Source organism: Klebsiella sp. Sb-30, assembly GCF_057652795.1.
The window spans coordinates 838,929-858,447 of record NZ_CM172749.1; the positions used below are offsets into that span (position 1 = coordinate 838,929).

Sequence of the window (19,519 nt, forward strand, 5' to 3'; positions counted from 1 at the left end):
GCGCAGAGAGGGGAAGGGGAGATTATTTAATACCGTCTGCCTTCATGCGATCGCGGATATGCTGAGCACGTTCTTCGGAGGCCGGGTGATCGTCAAACATTGAACTTTGACGCCCGGCTTCCAGTTTAGCCAGCTTCTCGAAGCTGGTGGCCAGTCCGCCCGGATTAATCCCGCGTTTACGCAGCAGGTCGTAGGAGTAGTCGTCCGCTTCGGACTCCTGGCGCTGGGAGAACTGCGAGTTCACCAGCTTTTCGCCCAGATCGCCAAGTTGAGATTGCGACAAGCTGCCGACGATACCGCCCGCCGAGGCGGCGGCGGCGCGAACGGCGTTGGTGCCGAGCGCAACCTGCATACCTTTCTTCACGTGGCCGAGGGCGACGTGGCCCATCTCATGGCCGATTACCGCTTCAACTTCGTTATCGTTCATGATGTCCATCAGGCCGCTATAGACGCGGATGCAGCCATTAGCCATCGCGAATGCGTTGACGTCCTTGGTTTCATACACTTTGTAATTCACCGGCTGACCGTTGATATTGTCGCCCAGCGCGGCGGCGATTTTATTCAGACGCTTGCTGTATTCGCTGCTGGCCGGCGACAGGGTGGCTTTGCTATCCATCTCTTTGCAAGCCTGGTCGCTTAAGCTTTTAACCTGAGCATCGCTCAGGGAATAGGCCTGAAAAGCTTCGGCGCCCGAACTGAGAAGGGCGTTGGAGTCCATGTTCTGACATCCGGTGAGGGTTGCTGCGATCCCAAGGGCAAGAATAGTTGAGCGAATTTTCATTTTTATCTTCCACACTCGTTCGATGATCTGACTGAAAAAGGCAACAATAAGGCTGTCGCATCCTGTACAAATTATAAAGACTATTGCGCGGCGCGGGCGAGAGGATTCCGGGGCAGCACAACGTGTTCCGGAGATTTCTTAAACCACAAAAGGATGCTCCATGTACATGCTTTCGCGCTTGGGTTACATTGTTGACACTTTTTTCTGGCGTAGCCCAAAACGCGCTCTCGTCAAGTCGTTAAGGGTATGGCCTTCAACAGTCCGAACTGGAGTCAAAATGTCCTCACGTAAAGAGCTTGCTAACGCTATTCGTGCGCTGAGCATGGATGCTGTACAGAAAGCCAAATCCGGCCACCCGGGTGCCCCGATGGGTATGGCTGACATTGCCGAAGTCCTGTGGCGTGATTTCATGAACCATAACCCGCAGAACCCGGCCTGGGCCGACCGCGACCGCTTTGTGCTGTCCAACGGCCACGGCTCCATGCTGATTTACAGCCTGCTGCACCTCACCGGTTATGATCTGCCGATCGAAGAGCTGAAAAACTTCCGTCAGCTGCACTCTAAGACGCCGGGCCACCCGGAAGTGGGCTACACCGCTGGCGTAGAAACCACCACCGGCCCGCTGGGTCAGGGGATTGCTAACGCCGTGGGCATGGCTATCGCGGAAAAAACGCTGGCCGCGCAGTTCAACCGTCCGGGCCACGATATCGTTGACCACTTCACCTACGCCTTCATGGGCGACGGCTGCATGATGGAAGGGATCTCTCATGAGGTCTGCTCCCTGGCCGGTACCCTGAAACTGGGTAAACTGGTGGCGTTCTATGATGACAACGGTATCTCCATCGACGGTCATGTGGAAGGCTGGTTCACCGACGACACCGCTAAACGTTTCGAAGCCTACGGCTGGCACGTGGTGCGCGGCGTTGACGGTCACGACGCAGACGCCATCAAACGTGCGGTAGAAGAAGCGCGTGCGGTCACCGACAAACCGTCCCTGCTGATGTGCAAAACCATCATCGGTTTCGGTTCGCCGAACAAAGCCGGTACCCACGATTCCCACGGCGCGCCGCTGGGCGATGCAGAGATTGCGCTGACCCGCGAACAGCTGGGCTGGAAATTCGCGCCGTTCGAAATCCCGTCTGAAATCTACGCACAGTGGGATGCCAAAGAAGCCGGTCAGGCGAAAGAAGCGGCCTGGAACGAGAAGTTCGCTGCTTATGCGAAAGCCTTCCCTCAGGAAGCCGCTGAATTCACCCGTCGTATGAAGGGCGAAATGCCGGCTGACTTCGACGCCAAAGCCAGTGAATTTATCGCTAAGCTGCAGGCTAACCCGGCGAAAATTGCCAGCCGTAAAGCGTCGCAGAATGCGATTGAAGCGTTTGGCCCGCTGCTGCCGGAATTCCTCGGCGGCTCTGCTGACCTGGCGCCGTCCAACCTGACTCTGTGGTCTGGTTCGAAAGCGATTAACGAAGACACCGCCGGTAACTATATCCATTACGGCGTGCGTGAATTCGGCATGACCGCGATCGCCAACGGGATCGCTCTGCACGGTGGTTTCCTGCCGTACACCTCCACCTTCCTGATGTTCGTGGAATATGCCCGTAACGCGGTGCGTATGGCGGCGCTGATGAAACAGCGTCAGGTGATGGTCTACACCCACGACTCCATCGGTCTGGGCGAAGATGGCCCGACGCACCAGCCGGTAGAGCAGGTGGCGTCCCTGCGCGTGACCCCGAACATGTCCACATGGCGTCCGTGTGACCAGGTGGAATCGGCGGTGGCGTGGAAATATGGCGTTGAACGTCACGACGGCCCGACCGCGCTGATCCTCTCCCGTCAGAACCTGGCGCAGCAGGATCGTACTGCAGAGCAGCTGGCGAACATCGCTCGCGGTGGCTACGTGCTGAAAGAGTGCGCCGGTCAGCCGGAGCTGATCTTCATTGCCACCGGCTCTGAAGTGGAGCTGGCGGTGGCCGCGTGGGACAAACTGACTGCCGAAGGGGTGAAAGCGCGCGTGGTCTCCATGCCGTCTACCGACGCGTTCGACAAGCAGGATGCGGCGTACCGTGAATCAGTGCTGCCGAAAGCGGTCTCTGCTCGCGTGGCCATTGAAGCCGGCATCGCCGACTACTGGTTCAAATATGTCGGCCTGAATGGCGCTATCGTTGGCATGACCACCTTCGGTGAGTCTGCGCCGGCAGAGCAGCTGTTCGAAGAGTTCGGCTTCACCGTCGACAACGTGGTCGCGAAAGCGAAAGCGCTGCTGTAGTCGTTATCTGCCCGCTTATCCGGGCGATAACAGCAGAAAAAGCCGGGCTAAACGCCCGGCTTTTTTTTGACACCGTTATTCCCGATAGCCGCCGACAGATTGCGTATTATTCCATCCAAAATGTGATGTACGTCAGATAACTCACTTCTTCCGCTGGACAGACATTCCTTTTATTCCTCGTTTCGCTTATTCTAGCTGAAGCGTTTCAGTCGTTTAAATGTTCGACAATTAATCAATCAGTCGCAGTTTGCGACGGGTAAGGTTTCCCTTCGGGCGTTGCTGGATTACTCTGTCAGCCATCTCAAATCAGGGACAACCTTGCAGGAGACCTATGACCATACGCATCGCGATTAATGGCTTCGGTCGCATAGGACGCAACGTGGTTCGCGCTTTATATGAATCCGGGCGTCGTGCGGAAATTACCGTGGTGGCAATCAACGAGCTGGCGGATGCCGCGGGCATCGCGCATTTGTTGAAATATGACACCAGCCATGGGCGCTTTGCCTGGGATGTTCGCCAGGAGAGAGAGCAGCTGTATGTCGGCGATGATGCCATACGTCTGCTGCATGAACCTTCGATTGAGGCGCTGCCCTGGCAGGAGCTGGCGGTTGATATTGTTCTCGATTGTACCGGTATTTACGGCAGCCGTGAGCATGGCGAAGCCCATATTCGGGCAGGGGCAAAGAAAGTGCTCTTTTCCCATCCCGGCAGCAGCGATCTTGACGCGACCGTTGTATTTGGCGTGAACCATGATGAGTTGCGTACGGAGCATCGTATTGTTTCCAACGCCTCCTGCACGACCAACTGCATTATCCCGGTCATAAAACTGTTAGATGATGCCTACGGCATTGAGTCAGGAACGGTAACGACAATCCACTCCGCCATGCACGATCAACAGGTGATCGACGCTTATCATCCGGATCTGCGCCGTACGCGCGCGGCCAGCCAGTCGATTATTCCGGTCGATACCAAACTCTCTGCGGGGATCACGCGAATTTTCCCGCAGTTTAACGACCGTTTCGAGGCAATTGCGGTCCGCGTACCGACGATTAATGTGACGGCGATTGACCTTAGCGTGACGGTGAAAAAACCTGTAAAGGCTAATGAAGTCAACCAGTTGCTGCAAAAAGCAGCACAAGGTGCATTTCATGGTATAGTTGACTATACGGAATTGCCGTTGGTCTCGATAGATTTCAACCACGACCCACACAGCGCCATCGTTGATGGCACCCAAACCCGGGTCAGTGGTGCTCATCTGATCAAAACATTGGTCTGGTGTGATAATGAATGGGGCTTTGCTAACCGGATGCTCGACACGACGTTAGCGATGGCCGTTATTGGTTTCAGGTGAGACATCCCTGCGCAACATTGTTCGTGATGGAGCGTATGGCGTCTGCAAAACTTTAAGAATCATTGAGAGGATTCACCATGTCTGTAATTAAGATGACCGATCTGGATCTGGCTGGTAAACGCGTTTTTATCCGTGCCGATCTGAACGTACCAGTCAAAGACGGGAAAGTAACCAGCGACGCGCGTATCCGTGCTTCTCTGCCGACCATTGAGCTGGCGCTGAAACAGGGTGCTAAAGTGATGGTCACTTCTCACCTGGGTCGTCCGACCGAAGGCGAGTACAACGAAGAATTCTCTCTGCTGCCGGTTGTTAATTACCTGAAAGACAAACTGTCTAACCCGGTTCGCCTGGTTAAAGATTACCTGGATGGCGTTGAAGTTGCCGCCGGTGAACTGGTCGTTCTGGAAAACGTTCGCTTTAACAAAGGCGAGAAGAAAGACGACGAAGCGCTGTCCAAAAAATACGCGGCGCTGTGCGACGTGTTCGTTATGGACGCCTTCGGTACTGCACACCGTGCGCAGGCCTCTACCCACGGTATCGGTAAATTCGCCGATGTTGCATGTGCTGGCCCGCTGCTGGCCGCTGAACTGGACGCGCTGGGTAAAGCGCTGAAAGAGCCGGCTCGCCCGATGGTTGCCATCGTGGGTGGTTCTAAAGTTTCCACCAAACTGACCGTTCTGGATTCCCTGTCTAAAATCGCTGACCAGCTGATCGTCGGTGGCGGCATCGCCAACACCTTCGTTGCCGCTCAGGGCCACAACGTGGGTAAATCCCTGTACGAAGCTGACCTGGTTGACGAAGCGAAACGCCTGCTGACCACCTGCGATATCCCGGTTCCGACCGACGTTCGCGTGGCAACTGAGTTCTCCGAAACGGCGACCGCGACGCTGAAATCTGTTAACGACATCAAAGATGACGAGCAGATCCTGGACCTGGGCGATGTTTCTGCACAGAAACTGGCTGATATCCTGAAAAACGCTAAAACTATTCTGTGGAATGGTCCGGTTGGCGTATTCGAATTCCCGAACTTCCGTAAAGGGACTGAAATCGTGGCTAACGCCATCGCTGATAGCGAAGGTTTCTCCATCGCCGGCGGTGGTGACACCCTGGCAGCGATTGACCTGTTCGGCATTTCGGACAAAATTTCCTACATCTCCACTGGCGGCGGCGCATTCCTCGAATTCGTGGAAGGTAAAGTCCTGCCAGCAGTAGCTATGCTTGAAGAGCGCGCTAAGAAGTAAGTTTGATCAGGCGGGGAAATCCCGCCTGTTTTGCAAATAAAATTCAATTTGTTGCTCTAAATAATTCGTGTTGCCGGAAGGTGGCGACAGCGCGAACGCCAGGTTCTTACGTAACCGGGGTAAGCGAGGTAAGCCAGAGGACTGCCGCACGAATGATGGCGAGCATAAACGGCCGAAGATACAGGACTACGTAACATGTCTAAAATTTTTGATTTCGTAAAACCTGGCGTGATCACTGGTGATGACGTTCAGAAAGTGTTCCAGGTAGCTAAAGAAAATAACTTTGCTCTGCCAGCGGTTAACTGTGTGGGTACTGACTCCATCAACGCCGTTCTGGAAGCTGCTGCAAAAGTTCGTTCTCCGGTTATCGTTCAGTTCTCCAACGGCGGCGCTGCGTTTATCGCGGGCAAAGGCGTGAAAACTGACGTTCCTCAGGGCGCAGCAATCCTGGGTGCTATCTCTGGCGCACATCACGTTCACCAGATGGCTGCACACTACGGCGTGCCGGTTATTCTGCACACCGACCACTGCGCGAAGAAACTGCTGCCGTGGATCGACGGCCTGCTGGACGCGGGTGAGAAACACTTCGCTGCTACCGGCAAACCGCTGTTCTCTTCTCACATGATCGACCTGTCTGAAGAGTCTCTGCACGAAAACATCGAAATCTGCTCTAAATATCTGGCGCGCATGGCCAAAATGGACATGACTCTGGAAATCGAACTGGGTTGCACCGGTGGCGAAGAAGACGGCGTGGACAACAGCCACATGGACGCTTCTGCCCTGTACACTCAGCCGGAAGACGTTGATTACGCGTACACTGAACTGAGCAAAATCAGCCCGCGTTTCACCATCGCCGCTTCCTTCGGTAACGTACACGGCGTGTACAAGCCGGGTAACGTCGTGCTGACTCCGACCATCCTGCGCGATTCTCAGGAATATGTTTCTAAGAAACACAACCTGCCGCACAACAGCCTGAACTTCGTCTTCCACGGCGGTTCCGGTTCTTCCGCTCAGGAAATCAAAGACTCCGTAAGCTACGGCGTTATCAAAATGAACATCGATACCGATACCCAATGGGCAACCTGGGACGGTATCCTGCAGTACTACAAAACCAACGAAGCTTACCTGCAGGGCCAGCTGGGCAACCCGAAAGGCGAAGACCAGCCGAACAAGAAATACTACGATCCGCGCGTATGGCTGCGTGCTGCACAGACGTCCATGGTGACTCGTCTGGAGCAGGCATTTAAAGAGCTGAACGCGATCGACGTTCTGTAAGAAAAATCTGTTTCTTGCGCGAAAGCCCGCTGAATAGCGGGCTTTTTTTATGGCTGAACAACACGATATTTCGCCGAGAATTGTGATCAACTTGGCAAAACATGTGCATATTGTTTAACCTTAGTTAACCTGTCGCTGTACAGGTTTGGTTTTTTATTCCCCCTACGGGTATTCATAAGGAAGATTAAATGGAAGAGTTGAACGTTGGCGATAGCCTACACAACGCCAGTTCCTGGCTGGTGCGCAATCAAGAATTACTGCTGAGCTATGCCGTCAATATCGTTGCCGCTATCGCGATTATCATCATCGGTATGATTGTGGCACGGGTCATCTCTAATACGGTGAACCGACTGATGCTGGCGCGTAAGATTGATGCGACCGTTGCCGATTTTCTGTCCGCCCTGGTGCGCTATGCCGTTGTCGCCTTCACCCTGATTGCGGCATTAGGTCGCGTAGGCGTGCAGACGGCATCGGTGATCGCCGTCCTCGGTGCCGCCGGTTTAGCCGTAGGTCTGGCGCTGCAAGGATCGCTGTCTAACCTGGCCGCTGGCGTACTGCTGGTGATGTTCCGCCCGTTCCGCGCAGGTGAGTATGTCGATCTCGGTGGCGTCGCCGGTACGGTACTGAGCGTGCAGATTTTCTCTACGACCATGCGTACGGCCGACGGTAAAATTGTGGTGGTTCCGAACGGTAAAATTATCGCCGGCAATATCATTAACTTTTCCCGTGAGCCGGCGCGACGCAACGAATTTATTATCGGCGTCTCCTACGATGCCGATATCGATAAGGTCAAGCAGCTGCTCACCCGTATTATCGAATCGGAAGATCGTATCCTCAAAGATCGCGAAATGACCGTACGTCTGCATGAACTGGGGGCGTCGTCGGTGAACTATGTGGTGCGCGTCTGGAGTCTGAGCAGCGATCTGCAAAGCGTATACTGGGATGTGCTGGAGCGTATTAAACGCGAGTTTGACGCCAACGGCATCAGCTTCCCGTACCCGCAGATGGATGTTCATATGGTTCGTCCGCAGGAGAAAGTGGAGTAAGACAGCCGCCGATCCGGAGGCCAGCGATGCTGGCCTTTATTGCCACTGCTGTATTAGCTACTCTTATTAATGATTAAAATTATCAATTTCCTCTAATGATTTTATCGCGCTATATTCCTCTGCATTAACGACCTACCGGAAAAAACACCATGTTATCGTATTACTTTCAGGGGCTTGCCCTGGGAGCGGCTATGATTTTGCCGCTCGGGCCGCAAAATGCGTTTGTGATGAATCAGGGGATTCGCCGACAGTATCATTTGATGATCGCGTTCCTGTGCGCGTTGAGCGATCTGTTGCTGATTTGCGCCGGTATTTTTGGCGGTAGCGCATTGCTGATGCAGTCGCCGTGGCTGCTGGCGCTGGTCACCTGGGGGGGCGTGGCCTTTCTGCTCTGGTACGGTTTCGGCGCCTTGAGAACGGCGCTGAGCAGCAATCTGGAACTGGCCAGTGCGGAAGTCATGAAGCAGGGGCGCTGGAAAATTATCGTCACCATGCTGGCGGTCACCTGGCTTAACCCGCATGTCTATCTCGACACTTTCGTCGTGCTGGGCAGCCTGGGAGGTCAGCTGGCCGTGGAGCCTAAGCGCTGGTTTGCCTTAGGCACCATTAGCGCATCATTCCTGTGGTTCTTTGGCCTGGCCCTGCTGGCGGCGTGGCTGGCACCACGCTTACGTACCGCGCGAGCGCAGCGGATGATTAACGTGCTGGTTGGCCTGGTGATGTGGTTTATTGCGCTGCAGCTGGCGAAAGACGGTTTCCAGCATGTCCAGGCTCTGTTTTACCAGGCTTAGTCCGATGGACTTTCTCCGCGGACGCGTTAAGCTTGCAGACATGCGTCCGTAGACGGGCGACCCAATGTAAGATGGAGAAACGACAGTGAAGTTAAAACTCATGGCCCTGGCGGCAGCAATTGGATTGAGTGCGATGGCAGTACAGGCAAATGAATTGCCGAATGGCCCGCATATTGTGACTTCGGGTACCGCCAGCGTAGCCGCTGTGCCGGATATCGCCACCCTGGCGATTGAAGTGAACGTTGCAGCGAAAGACGCCGCGTCGGCGAAAAAGCAGGCCGACGATCGCGTGGCGCAGTATCTCTCTTTCCTCGAAAAGAACGGCATCGCCAAAAAAGATATTAACTCAGCCAACCTGCGTACCCAGCCTGATTACGACTATCAGAATGGCAAAAGCATCCTGAAAGGCTACCGCGCGGTGCGCACCGTCGAAGTGACGTTGCGTCAGCTGGACAAGCTGAACGGTCTGCTGGATGGCGCGCTGAAAGCGGGGCTGAATGAAGTTCGTTCTGTTTCGCTGGGCGTTGCGCAACCGGATGCCTATAAAGACAAAGCGCGTAAAGCGGCCATTGATGACGCGGTGCATCAGGCGCAAGAGCTGGCGTCAGGTTTCCATAGCAAGCTGGGACCGGTTTATAGCGTTCGCTACCATGTTTCGAACTACCAGCCGAGCCCGATGGTACGCATGATGAAGGCTGCCGATGCGGCCCCGGTTTCGGCGCAGGAAACCTACGAGCAGGCGACCATTCAGTTTGACGATCAGGTCGATGTTGTTTTTGAACTGCAGCCTGCTCAGCCAGCCCCGGCCCCCGCTGTGCCGGCTAAGCAGCCTGATGCGGCACAGTAAGCCATAAAATAAAAAGCCACTTCATCTGAAGTGGCTTTTTTTATCGCCAGCGCTTAGTCCTGACGCAGCACCTTGTGGCCGTAATCGATCAGTGCGTCGGTGACCCGGCGCATCATCCGGCTTTCCGGCGCGAAGCGATGCCAGTAGAGCATCCGACGCTGAAACAGTCCCGGCGTGAGGTCGATAAGCTCGCCGCTGTTGAGCTCTTTTTCAATCTGCAGATGCGGGATCATGCAGCAGGTCGTGCCCTGGCGCGCCAGCTGTACAAAGGCTTCCGAAGAGTTAACGATATGGCACGGGACGCTGCCCGGCGGCAAATCGAAGTTCTGCTGTAAAAACGCCTGATGCATATCATCCAGATGATCGAACGCGACAACCGGCGCTTTCAGTAGCGCCGAGCGGGTTACGCCATTAGGGAAATAGCGTTGCGCAAACTCTTTCGAGGCGACGAACAGATAGTCCAGCGCCCCGAGTTGATCCACCAGGCAGCTCGGCAACGCCTGCGGCTGGATACTCACTGCACCGACCACTTCACCGCGGCGTAAGCGTTCCTGAGTACGCGTTTCATCTTCCACCTGCAGATTGAGGCGGATAGGGGAGTCGGAAAGGACGTTAGACAGCGCGGGCAGCAGCCAGGTGGCCAGACTGTCGGCGTTGACCGCCAGCGACAGCAGCAGCGGCGTCGATCCGGTCTGTTCATCGCCCAGCCACTCCTCTTCCAGCAGCTCAACCTGACGCAGCAGGGCCAGCAGTTTCTGTCCTTGTTCGGTCGGACGCGGCGGCACGGTACGGACCAGCAGCGGTTGGCCGAACATATTTTCCAGCTGTTTAATACGCTGAGAGACGGCGGACTGTGTAATGCAGAGCTTCTGCGCGGCGCGCTCAAACCCACGTTCTCTTATTACCGCATCCAGCGCCTGTAGTGTTCTGTAGTCCGGTCGTTTCATTATTCTGGCGTACCCCTATCACTTTTCATTAACTCGCACTATGACATAAATTCGTTTTTGATGAAGATGAAAAATGGTCTGTTCAGTTGTGTGACCCTGCCGCAGGGACAATTCCCCCCCCGGTGTTCTATAATGCGCCACAGGTATTCACATCTCGGACCATAATCATGACGCAAGATGAACTGAAAAAAGCAGTAGGCTGGGCGGCATTGCAGTATGTACAACCGGGCACCATTGTTGGTGTCGGTACGGGTTCCACGGCCGCGCATTTTATCGATGCGCTGGGCACCATGAAAGGGCAGATTGAAGGCGCTGTTTCCAGCTCTGATGCCTCCACCGAAAAACTGAAAAGCCTCGGCATTCCGGTTTTCGATCTGAACAGCGTGGACCGCCTGGGGATCTATGTTGATGGCGCCGACGAGATTAACGGCCATATGCAGATGATCAAAGGCGGTGGGGCGGCGTTAACACGTGAAAAGATTATCGCCTCGGTAGCAGACAAGTTTATCTGCATCGCCGATGCCTCCAAGCAGGTGGATATTCTGGGCAAATTCCCGCTGCCGGTTGAAGTCATTCCGATGGCGCGTAGCGCCGTCGCGCGCGAGCTGGTGAAGCTGGGCGGCCGTCCGGAGTATCGCCAGGGGGTGGTGACCGATAACGGTAACGTGATTCTTGACGTGTTCGGCCTGGAAATTCTTGATGCCATCGCGCTGGAAAACAAAATTAACGGTATTCCTGGCGTCGTCACCGTCGGCCTGTTTGCCAACCGCGGCGCGGATGTGGCACTGATTGGAACCGCCGATGGCGTAAAAACCATCGTAAAATAATATTATCGGGGGAGCGAATGGCTCCCTCGCAAATATTTTTTCTCCAGGCCAAATTTGGTGACTTCTGTCACATTTATGCGGTCAGCCTTAGTAACAATCTACCTTTTCTTTTCTTTCTGGTGTTTTGTCCTGCCATTTCCCTCTGTGTGATATTTCTTCAGGTCGTCGACGCAAACGTTCATATTGCCGCGATAGTTTTTTTTGATATGTTGCTGAGAAGAACTTTCGTTCGGCACGACATCAGATAAGACAAAACAGGACGGGGAAATGGCTAAGGTATCACTGGAAAAAGACAAAATTAAGTTTCTGCTGGTTGAAGGTGTGCATCAAAAAGCGGTGGAGAATCTTCGCGCGGCAGGTTACACCAACATCGAATTTCATAAAGGCGCGCTGGACAGCGAAGAGCTGAAAGCGTCGATCCGTGATGCCCATTTCATTGGCCTGCGTTCCCGTACTCATCTGACTGAAGAGATCTTCGCCGCTGCGGAAAAACTGGTGGCGGTCGGCTGTTTCTGTATCGGCACCAACCAGGTTGATTTAGACGCGGCAGCGAAACGCGGGATTCCCGTTTTCAACGCGCCATTCTCAAATACCCGTTCCGTTGCCGAGCTGGTCATTGGCGAACTGCTGCTGATGCTGCGCGGCGTACCGGAAGCCAACGCGAAAGCGCACCGCGGCGTGTGGAACAAGCTGGCGGTCGGCAGTTTTGAAGCGCGTGGTAAAAAACTGGGGATTATCGGCTACGGGCACATCGGCACGCAGCTGGGTATTCTGGCTGAATCTCTGGGGATGCACGTCTATTTCTATGATATCGAAAGCAAACTGCCGCTGGGCAATGCTACTCAGGTCCAGCACCTCTCTGACCTGCTGAATATGAGCGATGTGGTCAGTCTGCATGTGCCGGAAAACGCCTCCACCAAAAATATGATGGGCGTAGAAGAGCTGGCGCTGATGAAGCCAGGCGCGCTGCTGATCAACGCCTCGCGCGGTACGGTCGTGGATATCCCGGCGCTGTGCGATGCGCTGGCGCGTAAGCACCTGGCGGGGGCCGCGATTGACGTCTTCCCGACCGAACCAGCGACCAACAGCGATCCGTTCAGCTCGCCGCTGTGTGAGTTTGACAACGTGATCCTGACGCCGCACATCGGCGGTTCCACTCAGGAAGCGCAGGAGAATATCGGTCTGGAAGTGGCCGGTAAGCTGGCGAAGTATTCCGATAACGGTTCGACCCTCTCTGCGGTGAACTTCCCGGAAGTGTCGCTGCCGCTGCACGGCGGTCGTCGTTTGCTGCACATCCACGAAAACCGCCCGGGCGTGCTGACCGCTATCAACCAGATCTTTGCCGCACAGAGCATCAACATTGCTGCACAGTATCTGCAAACCACGCCGCAGATGGGCTACGTGGTTATTGATATTGAGGCCGAAGAAGATGTGGCTCAGCAGGCGCTGCAGGCCATGAAGGCGATCCCGGGCACCATCCGCGCTCGTCTGCTGTTCTGATTGACGAAAGGATCCCTGCGGGGATCCCTTTAAATGATGAGCACATCGCTACAGAATACCGGTGTCTTCCTGCTGCTGCTGATCCTGGCATGGACGGGGTTGGGCACCCACGATAGCCTCACCTGGCTGATGGAAGTGACGCCGGTCATTATCATCGTTCCGCTGCTGCTTGTGACGCGTTCACGCTACCCGCTCACGCCGCTTCTCTACACGCTTATCTTCTTCCACGCCATTATTTTGATGGTCGGGGGGATGTATACGTATGCGAAAGTACCGATTGGATTTGATGTGCAGGCGTGGCTGAATTTAAGTCGTAACCCGTACGATAAGCTTGGCCACTTTTTCCAGGGGTTGGTTCCGGCGCTGGCGGCGCGGGAAATTCTACTGCGCGGCGGCTATGTGCGCGGGCGCAAGATGCTTTCGTTTCTGGTGTGCTGCATTGCGCTGGCGATCAGCGCCACCTACGAGCTTATCGAATGGTGGGCGGCACTGGCGATGGGGCAAGGGGCGGATGATTTTCTCGGCACCCAGGGCGATCCGTGGGACACGCAGTCGGATATGTTCTGCGCGCTGCTGGGGGCGCTGACGACGATCTTGTTACTGAGCGGATGGCATAACCGGCAACTGAAGAAGCTCGGGACGCCTTAGCTTACGGCCACTGCCACAGCGCCGAGGGAGTAATCACCGCGGGCAGCGGAATATCCCAGTGCTCGGTTGGCAGCGCGTCGACCTGCTGGCAATCGTGGGCATAGCCAACAGGCTGCAGGGAATAATCCTGCCAGTTCTGCAATGTTCTGTCGTAGAAGCCGCCTCCCATTCCCAGCCGCTGTCCGGCGACATCAAAGGCAACCAGCGGGACTATCAGTACATCGAGCTGGCTTAGCGGCAGGACGTCGCGTACATCGAGCTTCGGCTCGTCGATTTTCAGCCGGTTGGTCACCAGTTCACTACGCGGGTGATAGTGCAAAAACAGCAGATTTCCCGGGCTGAACGGGTGGAGTACGGGCAGATAAACCTGCTTGCCGGCCTGCCACAGCCGATCGATCAGCGGTCGGGTATCGAGTTCGCCATCAAATGACAGAAACAGAGCGACGGTTTGCGCCTGTGCGACGGGCGGGTATGCCATCACGCGATCGGCACCCTGTCGGGCGAACTGCGCCTGCTGTTCTGCCGTCAGCGCGCGGCGTTGCTGGCGAATCTGTTGACGAATCCGCTGTCGGGTAGTTTGCGTGTCAGAAAGTTGAGTCATGACGGGTCGCCTGATTTAGCATGAGCACGGTAATACGTGGGTCAGTTGCATGTTGGCGTAGTGTAATACACAAGGTGATAAAAACCGAAAAGGAAGCCACGAGGGATGGAACTGAAAAGAAGGGAATCTCCGAGATGCCGCCGCAGGCTGTAACCCTTGAACCCTTGGTTCAAGGTGAATGCGTCGTCACAGTTTTAAGGCTTCTCGGACGGACCGAGCATGCTCACCAACCATGGAGCGCCACATTCTTGTGGTATGAAATATCGGCTCAGGGGACTGGCCCGCTTGCAAACATCTCAGAGAAATTTTGTTCTTGCGCTTACTCTAACACAGTTAATTGCAAAGTGTTATTCAAACTTCGGCCCGGTTCTTTCGCTTATGCGACCTTGCTCAAGCAACGCTTGTTCGATGGTCTGCTGAAGCATCCGAATACGCTGTTCCATGCTGGAGGCGTAATCGCGGGTTTTCGCTTTTTCCTGAGTCAACTCATAGCTGATGTTCAACGCGGCGATGAAGACCAGCTGCTCAGTATTTGTGACTCTAGTGCGTTCTTTTAAATCTTGCAACCGCTGATTCAGGTCATCAGCTGCCTGATTCAAGGCATCCCTTTGTTCAGGCGGGCAATTCACGCGGAGTGAACGGCCAAAAATTTGGAGATCGACGGGTTGTGCAGACATGCCACCTTCCTGCTGATTGACTGCGCGGCCTTCACGCCCGAATCCGGGACTGCAAAGGGGCGACACTATAGCTACCCTGGTGCGAAGGTACAAGCCCTATTCTGGTTCACCAGGGTCCAAAGTGGTAGCATACCATGAATATTCCTCCCAACGATGACGAATGCGCATGTCTATACAGAACGAAATGCCTGGTTACAACGCCGTAGACCAGTTACTGAACCAACAGGGCGTGGGCTTAACCCCGGCCGAAATGCACGGTTTGATCAGTGGGATCCTGTGCGGCGGCAATAAAGACAGCAGCTGGCAACCGCTGGTGCACGACCTGACTAACGAAGGCCTCGCATTTGGTCACGAGCTGGCCGAGTCTCTGCGCACCATACATTCCGTGACCAGCGACTCGCTGGAAGACGACGGTTTCTTGTTTCAGCTCTATTTACCGGAAGGTGACGCGGTAAGCGTGTTTGAACGCGCCGACGCGCTGGCCGGTTGGGTTAACCATTTCCTGCTCGGTCTGGGCGTCACGCAGCCTAAACTGGATAAAATCAAAGACGAAACCGGCGAAGCTATCGACGACCTGCGTAACATTGCGCAACTGGGGTACGACGAAGACGAAGATCAGGAAGAGCTGGAGATGTCGTTGGAAGAGATTATCGAGTACGTGCGCGTCGCTGCGCTGCTGTGCCACGAAACCTTTTCTCGCCAGCAGCCAACCGCGCCGGAAGTTCGCAAGCCAACATTACACTAATGATAATTTGTTGAGGGGGCGTCATGACACAGCAGGAATTTCTTTCTCGTCGCCAGGCATTGCTGGCGCAGATGCAGCCAGGCAGCGCCGCGCTGATTTTCGCCGCACCGGAAGCGGTCCGCAGCGCAGATTCAGAATACCCCTACCGGCAGAACAGCGATTTTTGGTACTTCACGGGATTTAATGAGCCGGAAGCCCTGCTGGTGTTGATTAAAAGCGACGACACCCACAACCATAGCGTGCTGTTTAACCGCGTCCGCGATCTGACCGCAGAGATCTGGTTCGGCCGTCGTCTGGGGCAGGAGGCCGCGCCATCGAAGCTGGGCGTCGACCGCGCTCTGGCGTTCAGCGAAATTAACCAGCAGCTGTTCCAGCTGCTTAACGGCCTCGATGCGATCTATTTTGCCCAGGGCGAATATGCCTACGCTGACAAAATCGTCTTCAACGCGCTGGAAAAACTGCGTAAAGGCGGGCGCCAGAATCTGCAGGCGCCCGGCTCTGTGATTGACTGGCGGCCGATGGTGCATGAGATGCGCCTGTTTAAATCGCCGGAAGAGCTGGAGGTGATGCGCCGCGCTGGTGAAATTTCCGCGCTGGCTCATACCCGCGCAATGCAGAAATGCCGTCCGGGCATGTTCGAATACCAGCTGGAAGGGGAAATTCTGCATGAATTCAACCGCCACGGCGCCCGTTTCCCCTCCTATAACACCATCGTGGGCGGCGGGGAAAACGGCTGTATTCTCCATTACACGGAAAACGAATCCGAGCTGCGCGATGGCGATTTGGTGCTGATTGACGCCGGCTGTGAATACCGCGGCTATGCGGGCGATATCACCCGCACCTTCCCGGTAAACGGGAAATTCAGCCCGGCGCAGCGCGAGATTTACGATATTGTCCTCGCGTCGCTGGAAACCGCGCTGGAGCTTTACCGTCCTGGCACCTCCATTCAGCAGGTTAACCAGCAGGTGGTGCGCATTATGATCACCGGTCTGGTGCGCCTCGGCATCCTGAAAGGGGATGTTGACGAGCTGATGGAGAACAACGCCCACCGTCCATACTTTATGCATGGTCTGAGCCACTGGCTGGGACTCGATGTCCATGATGTTGGCCGCTACGATGTCGATCGCTCGCGTCTCCTTGAGCCGGGCATGGTATTGACCGTTGAACCGGGTCTCTATATTGCCGCCGACGCCGACGTGCCGCCACAGTATCGCGGCATCGGCGTGCGTATTGAAGACGATATCGTCATTACCGAAGACGGCAACGAAAACCTCACCGCCGGCGTGGTGAAAAAAGCCGACGATATTGAGGCGCTGATGGCGGCGGCGCGGCGGTCATGAGCATCCTGATCGTTGGCGGGGGGATGACCGGGGCAACCCTGGCGTTAGCAATCTCGCGCTTAACCCACGGCGCGCTGCCGGTACATCTGGTCGAGGCGGCGCAGCCGGATTCGTCGCAGCATCCGGGGTTTGATGCCCGCGCGATTGCGCTGGCGGCGGGGACCTGCCAGCAGCTGGCGCGTACCGGCATCTGGCAAGGCATTGCCGATTGCGCGACGCCGATTCAGCGTGTTCACGTCAGCGACCGCGGACATGCGGGATTCGTGACCCTTGATGCGCAGGATTACGGCCTGGCGGCGCTTGGCCAGGTGGTGGAATTGCACGATATCGGCCAGCGATTGTTTGCGCAACTGCGCGAAGCGCCGGGCATTACCTTACACTGCCCGGCGAAAGTCGAAGACGTCACCCGGTGGCAGGAGGGAGTCAGCATCACCCTGGATAGCGGCGAGACGATCGAAGGCCGGCTGCTGGTTGCCGCCGATGGTTCGCGCTCCACGCTGGGCGCCCGCTGCGGCATGAGCTGGCAGCAGCAGCCTTACGAGCAGCTGGCGATTATTGCCAACGTCAGCACGGCGTTGCCCCATGAAGGGCGTGCCTTTGAACGCTTCACCGAACATGGTCCGCTGGCCATGCTGCCGATGTCACACGGACGCTGTTCGTTGGTATGGTGTCACCCGCAGTCGCGGCGCGATGAGGTCCTGGGTTGGTCCGATGCGCAATTTTGCGAGCAGCTGCAGCAGGCATTTGGCTGGCGGCTGGGGCGCATCACGCATGCCGGGAAGCGCAGCGTTTATCCCTTGACGTTGACCACCGCTATGCGCCCGGTTTCCCATCGCCTGGCGCTGGTCGGTAATGCGGCGCAGACGCTGCATCCCATCGCCGGGCAGGGCTTTAATCTCGGTCTGCGGGATGTGATGAGCCTGGCGGAAACGCTGGCGCAGGCCTGCGCTAACGGGCAGGACCCCGGCGATTACTCACTTCTTTGTCACTATCAGGCGCGGCGAGCGGATGATAAGGCCGCGACTATCGGCGTGACCGATGGGCTGGTGTATCTGTTTGCTAATCGTTGGGCGCCGCTGGTGGCGGGGCGTAACGTGGGTCTGATGGCGATGGAATTATTTACCCCGGCGCGTGACGCGCTGGCGCAGCGTACCCTTGGTTGGGTTCCTCGTTAAGGAGTTGAACGTGCAAAGTGTTGATGTTGCCATTGTTGGCGGTGGCATGGTGGGCCTGGCGGTAGCCTGCGGTTTGCAGGGGAGCGGGCTGCGGGTTGCGGTGCTGGAACAAGCCGAGCCGCAGCCGTTAAACGCCGATGCGCCGCCGGCGCTGCGGGTATCAGCCATTAACGCCGCCAGCGAAAAACTGCTGACCCGGCTGGATGTCTGGCCGGAGATTATCGCCCGGCGCGCCAGCTGTTATCACGGTATGGAAGTGTGGGATAAGGACAGCTTTGGCCACATTAGCTTTGATGACCAGAGTATGGGCTTCAGCCACCTTGGCCATATTATTGAAAATGCGATCGTTCATCATGCGCTGTGGCAAAAGGCGCAGCGTTGCGCCGACGTCACGCTGCTGGCCCCGGCTCAGCTGCAGCAGGTGGCGTGGGGAGAAAACGAAGCATTTCTCAGCTTGCAGGATGGCAAGATGCTGACCGCCAGGCTGGTGGTCGGCGCCGACGGAGCAAACTCCTGGTTGCGCAACAAAGCGGATATACCGCTGACGTTCTGGGACTACCGCCATCATGCGCTGGTTGCCACTATCCGAACCGAAGAACCGCATCAGGCGATTGCCCGTCAGGCGTTTCACGGCGATGGCATTCTGGCGTTTCTGCCGCTGAACGATCCGCATCTGTGTTCGATCGTCTGGTCGCTGTCGCCGCAGGAAGCACAGCGGATGCAGCTGGCCGACGAGGCGGTGTTTAATCAGGCGCTGAATATTGCCTTCGATAACCGGCTTGGCCTGTGCCAGCTTGCAAGCGAGCGTCAGACTTTCCCGTTGACCGGTCGCTACGCGCGCCAGTTCGCCGCGCATCGTCTGGCGCTGGTTGGCGATGCCGCGCACACTATCCACCCGCTGGCCGGCCAGGGGGTAAATCTGGGCTTTATGGATGCAGCGGAACTGATCGATGAACTCCGTCGTCTGCATGCGCAGGGCAAGGATATTGGTCAGTACCTGTATCTACGTCGCTATGAACGTAGCCGTAAGCACAGCGCCGCGCTGATGCTGGCGGGGATGCAGGGCTTCCGCGAAATGTTCTCTGGCAGCCACCCGGCGAAGAAACTGCTGCGCGATATTGGCCTCAAACTGGCGGATACGCTACCGGGCGTCAAACCGCAGTTGATTCGCCAGGCCATGGGCTTAAACGATCTTCCTGCCTGGTTACGTTAAGCGCGTCACACTTCTCTCTCCCGGCCCCGGCGCCGGGTTTTCTCCTCTCATTTGAAATAATCTAATCTCACCCATTTTTTCGCATTAGTTTTATTAATGCCTCTCTTTTTTTGCAACAGAAAACAGGCCTCTTTTTTCGCATAAAATACCATCATGCTCGGTAATATCAGGCCATGATGTTAATTTTATGTGGCATAAATCGCTTTTTTCCAGTCAATAACTCTGTAGTCTTTTTGGCGACTTTT

18 protein-coding genes and 1 other RNA gene are annotated in these 19,519 nt (G+C 55.9%); 14 read left to right on the forward strand and 5 right to left on the reverse strand.

Going from position 1 to position 19,519, the window contains the following annotated elements; translation table 11 throughout:
* Positions 1–22 precede the first annotated feature (22 nt).
* On the reverse strand, positions 23–781 hold the full coding sequence (gene loiP / locus AC236I_RS04055) for a metalloprotease LoiP (protein WP_004867438.1): 759 nt from the start codon (positions 779–781) through the stop codon (positions 23–25).
* A 277-nt stretch (positions 782–1,058) separates the two neighbouring features.
* Between loiP and tkt the strand changes: the two genes are divergently transcribed.
* The 7 genes from tkt (at position 1,059) to AC236I_RS04090 (ending at position 9,601) form a co-directional block, all read left to right on the forward strand.
* Positions 1,059–3,050, forward strand: coding sequence for a transketolase (gene tkt / locus AC236I_RS04060; protein ID WP_071359764.1), 1,992 nt, complete (start codon positions 1,059–1,061; stop codon positions 3,048–3,050).
* A 331-nt stretch (positions 3,051–3,381) separates the two neighbouring features.
* Positions 3,382–4,401 (forward strand): erythrose-4-phosphate dehydrogenase, encoded by a 1,020-nt coding sequence (gene epd / locus AC236I_RS04065; protein ID WP_065907045.1) that lies wholly within the window; start codon positions 3,382–3,384, stop codon positions 4,399–4,401.
* 77 nt (positions 4,402–4,478) lie between these two features.
* Positions 4,479–5,642, forward strand: coding sequence for a phosphoglycerate kinase (gene pgk, locus AC236I_RS04070; RefSeq protein ID WP_004867431.1), 1,164 nt, complete (start codon positions 4,479–4,481; stop codon positions 5,640–5,642).
* A gap of 195 nt (positions 5,643–5,837) precedes the next feature.
* Positions 5,838–6,917 carry a class II fructose-bisphosphate aldolase gene (gene fbaA / locus AC236I_RS04075; protein ID WP_004867428.1) on the forward strand — a complete coding sequence of 360 codons (1,080 nt, stop codon included), beginning with the start codon at positions 5,838–5,840 and terminating at the stop codon, positions 6,915–6,917.
* Positions 6,918–7,105: 188 nt separating this feature from the next.
* Positions 7,106–7,963 carry a small-conductance mechanosensitive channel MscS gene (gene mscS, locus AC236I_RS04080; RefSeq protein ID WP_004867425.1) on the forward strand — a complete coding sequence of 286 codons (858 nt, stop codon included), beginning with the start codon at positions 7,106–7,108 and terminating at the stop codon, positions 7,961–7,963.
* 149 nt (positions 7,964–8,112) lie between these two features.
* Complete coding sequence (argO, locus tag AC236I_RS04085) at positions 8,113–8,754, forward strand: arginine exporter ArgO (RefSeq protein ID WP_015585768.1); 642 nt, start codon at positions 8,113–8,115, stop codon at positions 8,752–8,754.
* Positions 8,755–8,839: 85 nt separating this feature from the next.
* Complete coding sequence (locus AC236I_RS04090; protein ID WP_487608696.1) at positions 8,840–9,601, forward strand: oxidative stress defense protein; 762 nt, start codon at positions 8,840–8,842, stop codon at positions 9,599–9,601.
* Between the two features lie 53 nt (positions 9,602–9,654).
* On the opposite strand, the gene argP is transcribed toward AC236I_RS04090, so the two are convergent.
* Entirely contained in the window at positions 9,655–10,548 is an 894-nt protein-coding gene (argP, locus tag AC236I_RS04095) for a DNA-binding transcriptional regulator ArgP (RefSeq protein ID WP_004867418.1), read from the reverse strand.
* Positions 10,549–10,715: 167 nt separating this feature from the next.
* Between argP and rpiA the strand changes: the two genes are divergently transcribed.
* The 3 genes from rpiA to AC236I_RS04110 all read left to right on the forward strand — a co-directional run bounded on the left by rpiA (position 10,716) and on the right by AC236I_RS04110 (position 13,523).
* Positions 10,716–11,375: a ribose-5-phosphate isomerase RpiA gene (rpiA, locus tag AC236I_RS04100; RefSeq protein ID WP_004867416.1), complete on the forward strand. Its 660-nt coding sequence runs from the start codon at positions 10,716–10,718 to the stop codon at positions 11,373–11,375.
* A gap of 267 nt (positions 11,376–11,642) precedes the next feature.
* A complete protein-coding gene (gene serA / locus AC236I_RS04105) occupies positions 11,643–12,875 on the forward strand; it encodes a phosphoglycerate dehydrogenase (RefSeq protein WP_004867414.1) in 1,233 nt (410 codons plus the stop codon).
* A 33-nt stretch (positions 12,876–12,908) separates the two neighbouring features.
* The gene (locus tag AC236I_RS04110; RefSeq protein ID WP_032690801.1) at positions 12,909–13,523 is read left to right on the forward strand and encodes a DUF2238 domain-containing protein; all 615 of its coding nucleotides are present in this window, start codon (positions 12,909–12,911) and stop codon (positions 13,521–13,523) included.
* A 1-nt stretch (position 13,524) separates the two neighbouring features.
* Here the strand turns inward: AC236I_RS04110 and AC236I_RS04115 are convergent, their stop codons facing one another.
* The 3 genes from AC236I_RS04115 to zapA form a co-directional block, all read right to left on the reverse strand.
* Positions 13,525–14,124 carry a 5-formyltetrahydrofolate cyclo-ligase gene (locus tag AC236I_RS04115; RefSeq protein ID WP_015585771.1) on the reverse strand — a complete coding sequence of 200 codons (600 nt, stop codon included), beginning with the start codon at positions 14,122–14,124 and terminating at the stop codon, positions 13,525–13,527.
* A gap of 122 nt (positions 14,125–14,246) precedes the next feature.
* Positions 14,247–14,430, reverse strand: a non-coding RNA gene (gene ssrS / locus AC236I_RS04120) — 6S RNA.
* A gap of 41 nt (positions 14,431–14,471) precedes the next feature.
* The gene (zapA, locus tag AC236I_RS04125; protein WP_004867406.1) at positions 14,472–14,801 is read right to left on the reverse strand and encodes a cell division protein ZapA; all 330 of its coding nucleotides are present in this window, start codon (positions 14,799–14,801) and stop codon (positions 14,472–14,474) included.
* Between the two features lie 166 nt (positions 14,802–14,967).
* On the opposite strand from zapA, the gene AC236I_RS04130 reads away from it, so the two are divergent.
* From AC236I_RS04130 to ubiI, 4 genes are read left to right on the forward strand one after another with little or no spacing between them, the layout of a single operon-like run.
* Positions 14,968–15,546: a YecA/YgfB family protein gene (locus AC236I_RS04130; RefSeq protein ID WP_015585772.1), complete on the forward strand. Its 579-nt coding sequence runs from the start codon at positions 14,968–14,970 to the stop codon at positions 15,544–15,546.
* A 23-nt stretch (positions 15,547–15,569) separates the two neighbouring features.
* Positions 15,570–16,886, forward strand: a complete 1,317-nt coding sequence (gene pepP / locus AC236I_RS04135) for a Xaa-Pro aminopeptidase (RefSeq protein WP_015585773.1) — start codon at positions 15,570–15,572, stop codon at positions 16,884–16,886.
* On the forward strand, positions 16,883–18,061 hold the full coding sequence (gene ubiH, locus AC236I_RS04140; RefSeq protein ID WP_099844273.1) for a 2-octaprenyl-6-methoxyphenyl hydroxylase: 1,179 nt from the start codon (positions 16,883–16,885) through the stop codon (positions 18,059–18,061). Before pepP ends, ubiH begins: the two co-directional genes overlap by 4 nt.
* Before the next feature lie 10 nt (positions 18,062–18,071).
* Positions 18,072–19,274, forward strand: coding sequence for an FAD-dependent 2-octaprenylphenol hydroxylase (ubiI, locus tag AC236I_RS04145; protein ID WP_004867398.1), 1,203 nt, complete (start codon positions 18,072–18,074; stop codon positions 19,272–19,274).
* Positions 19,275–19,519: the final 245 nt, after the last annotated feature.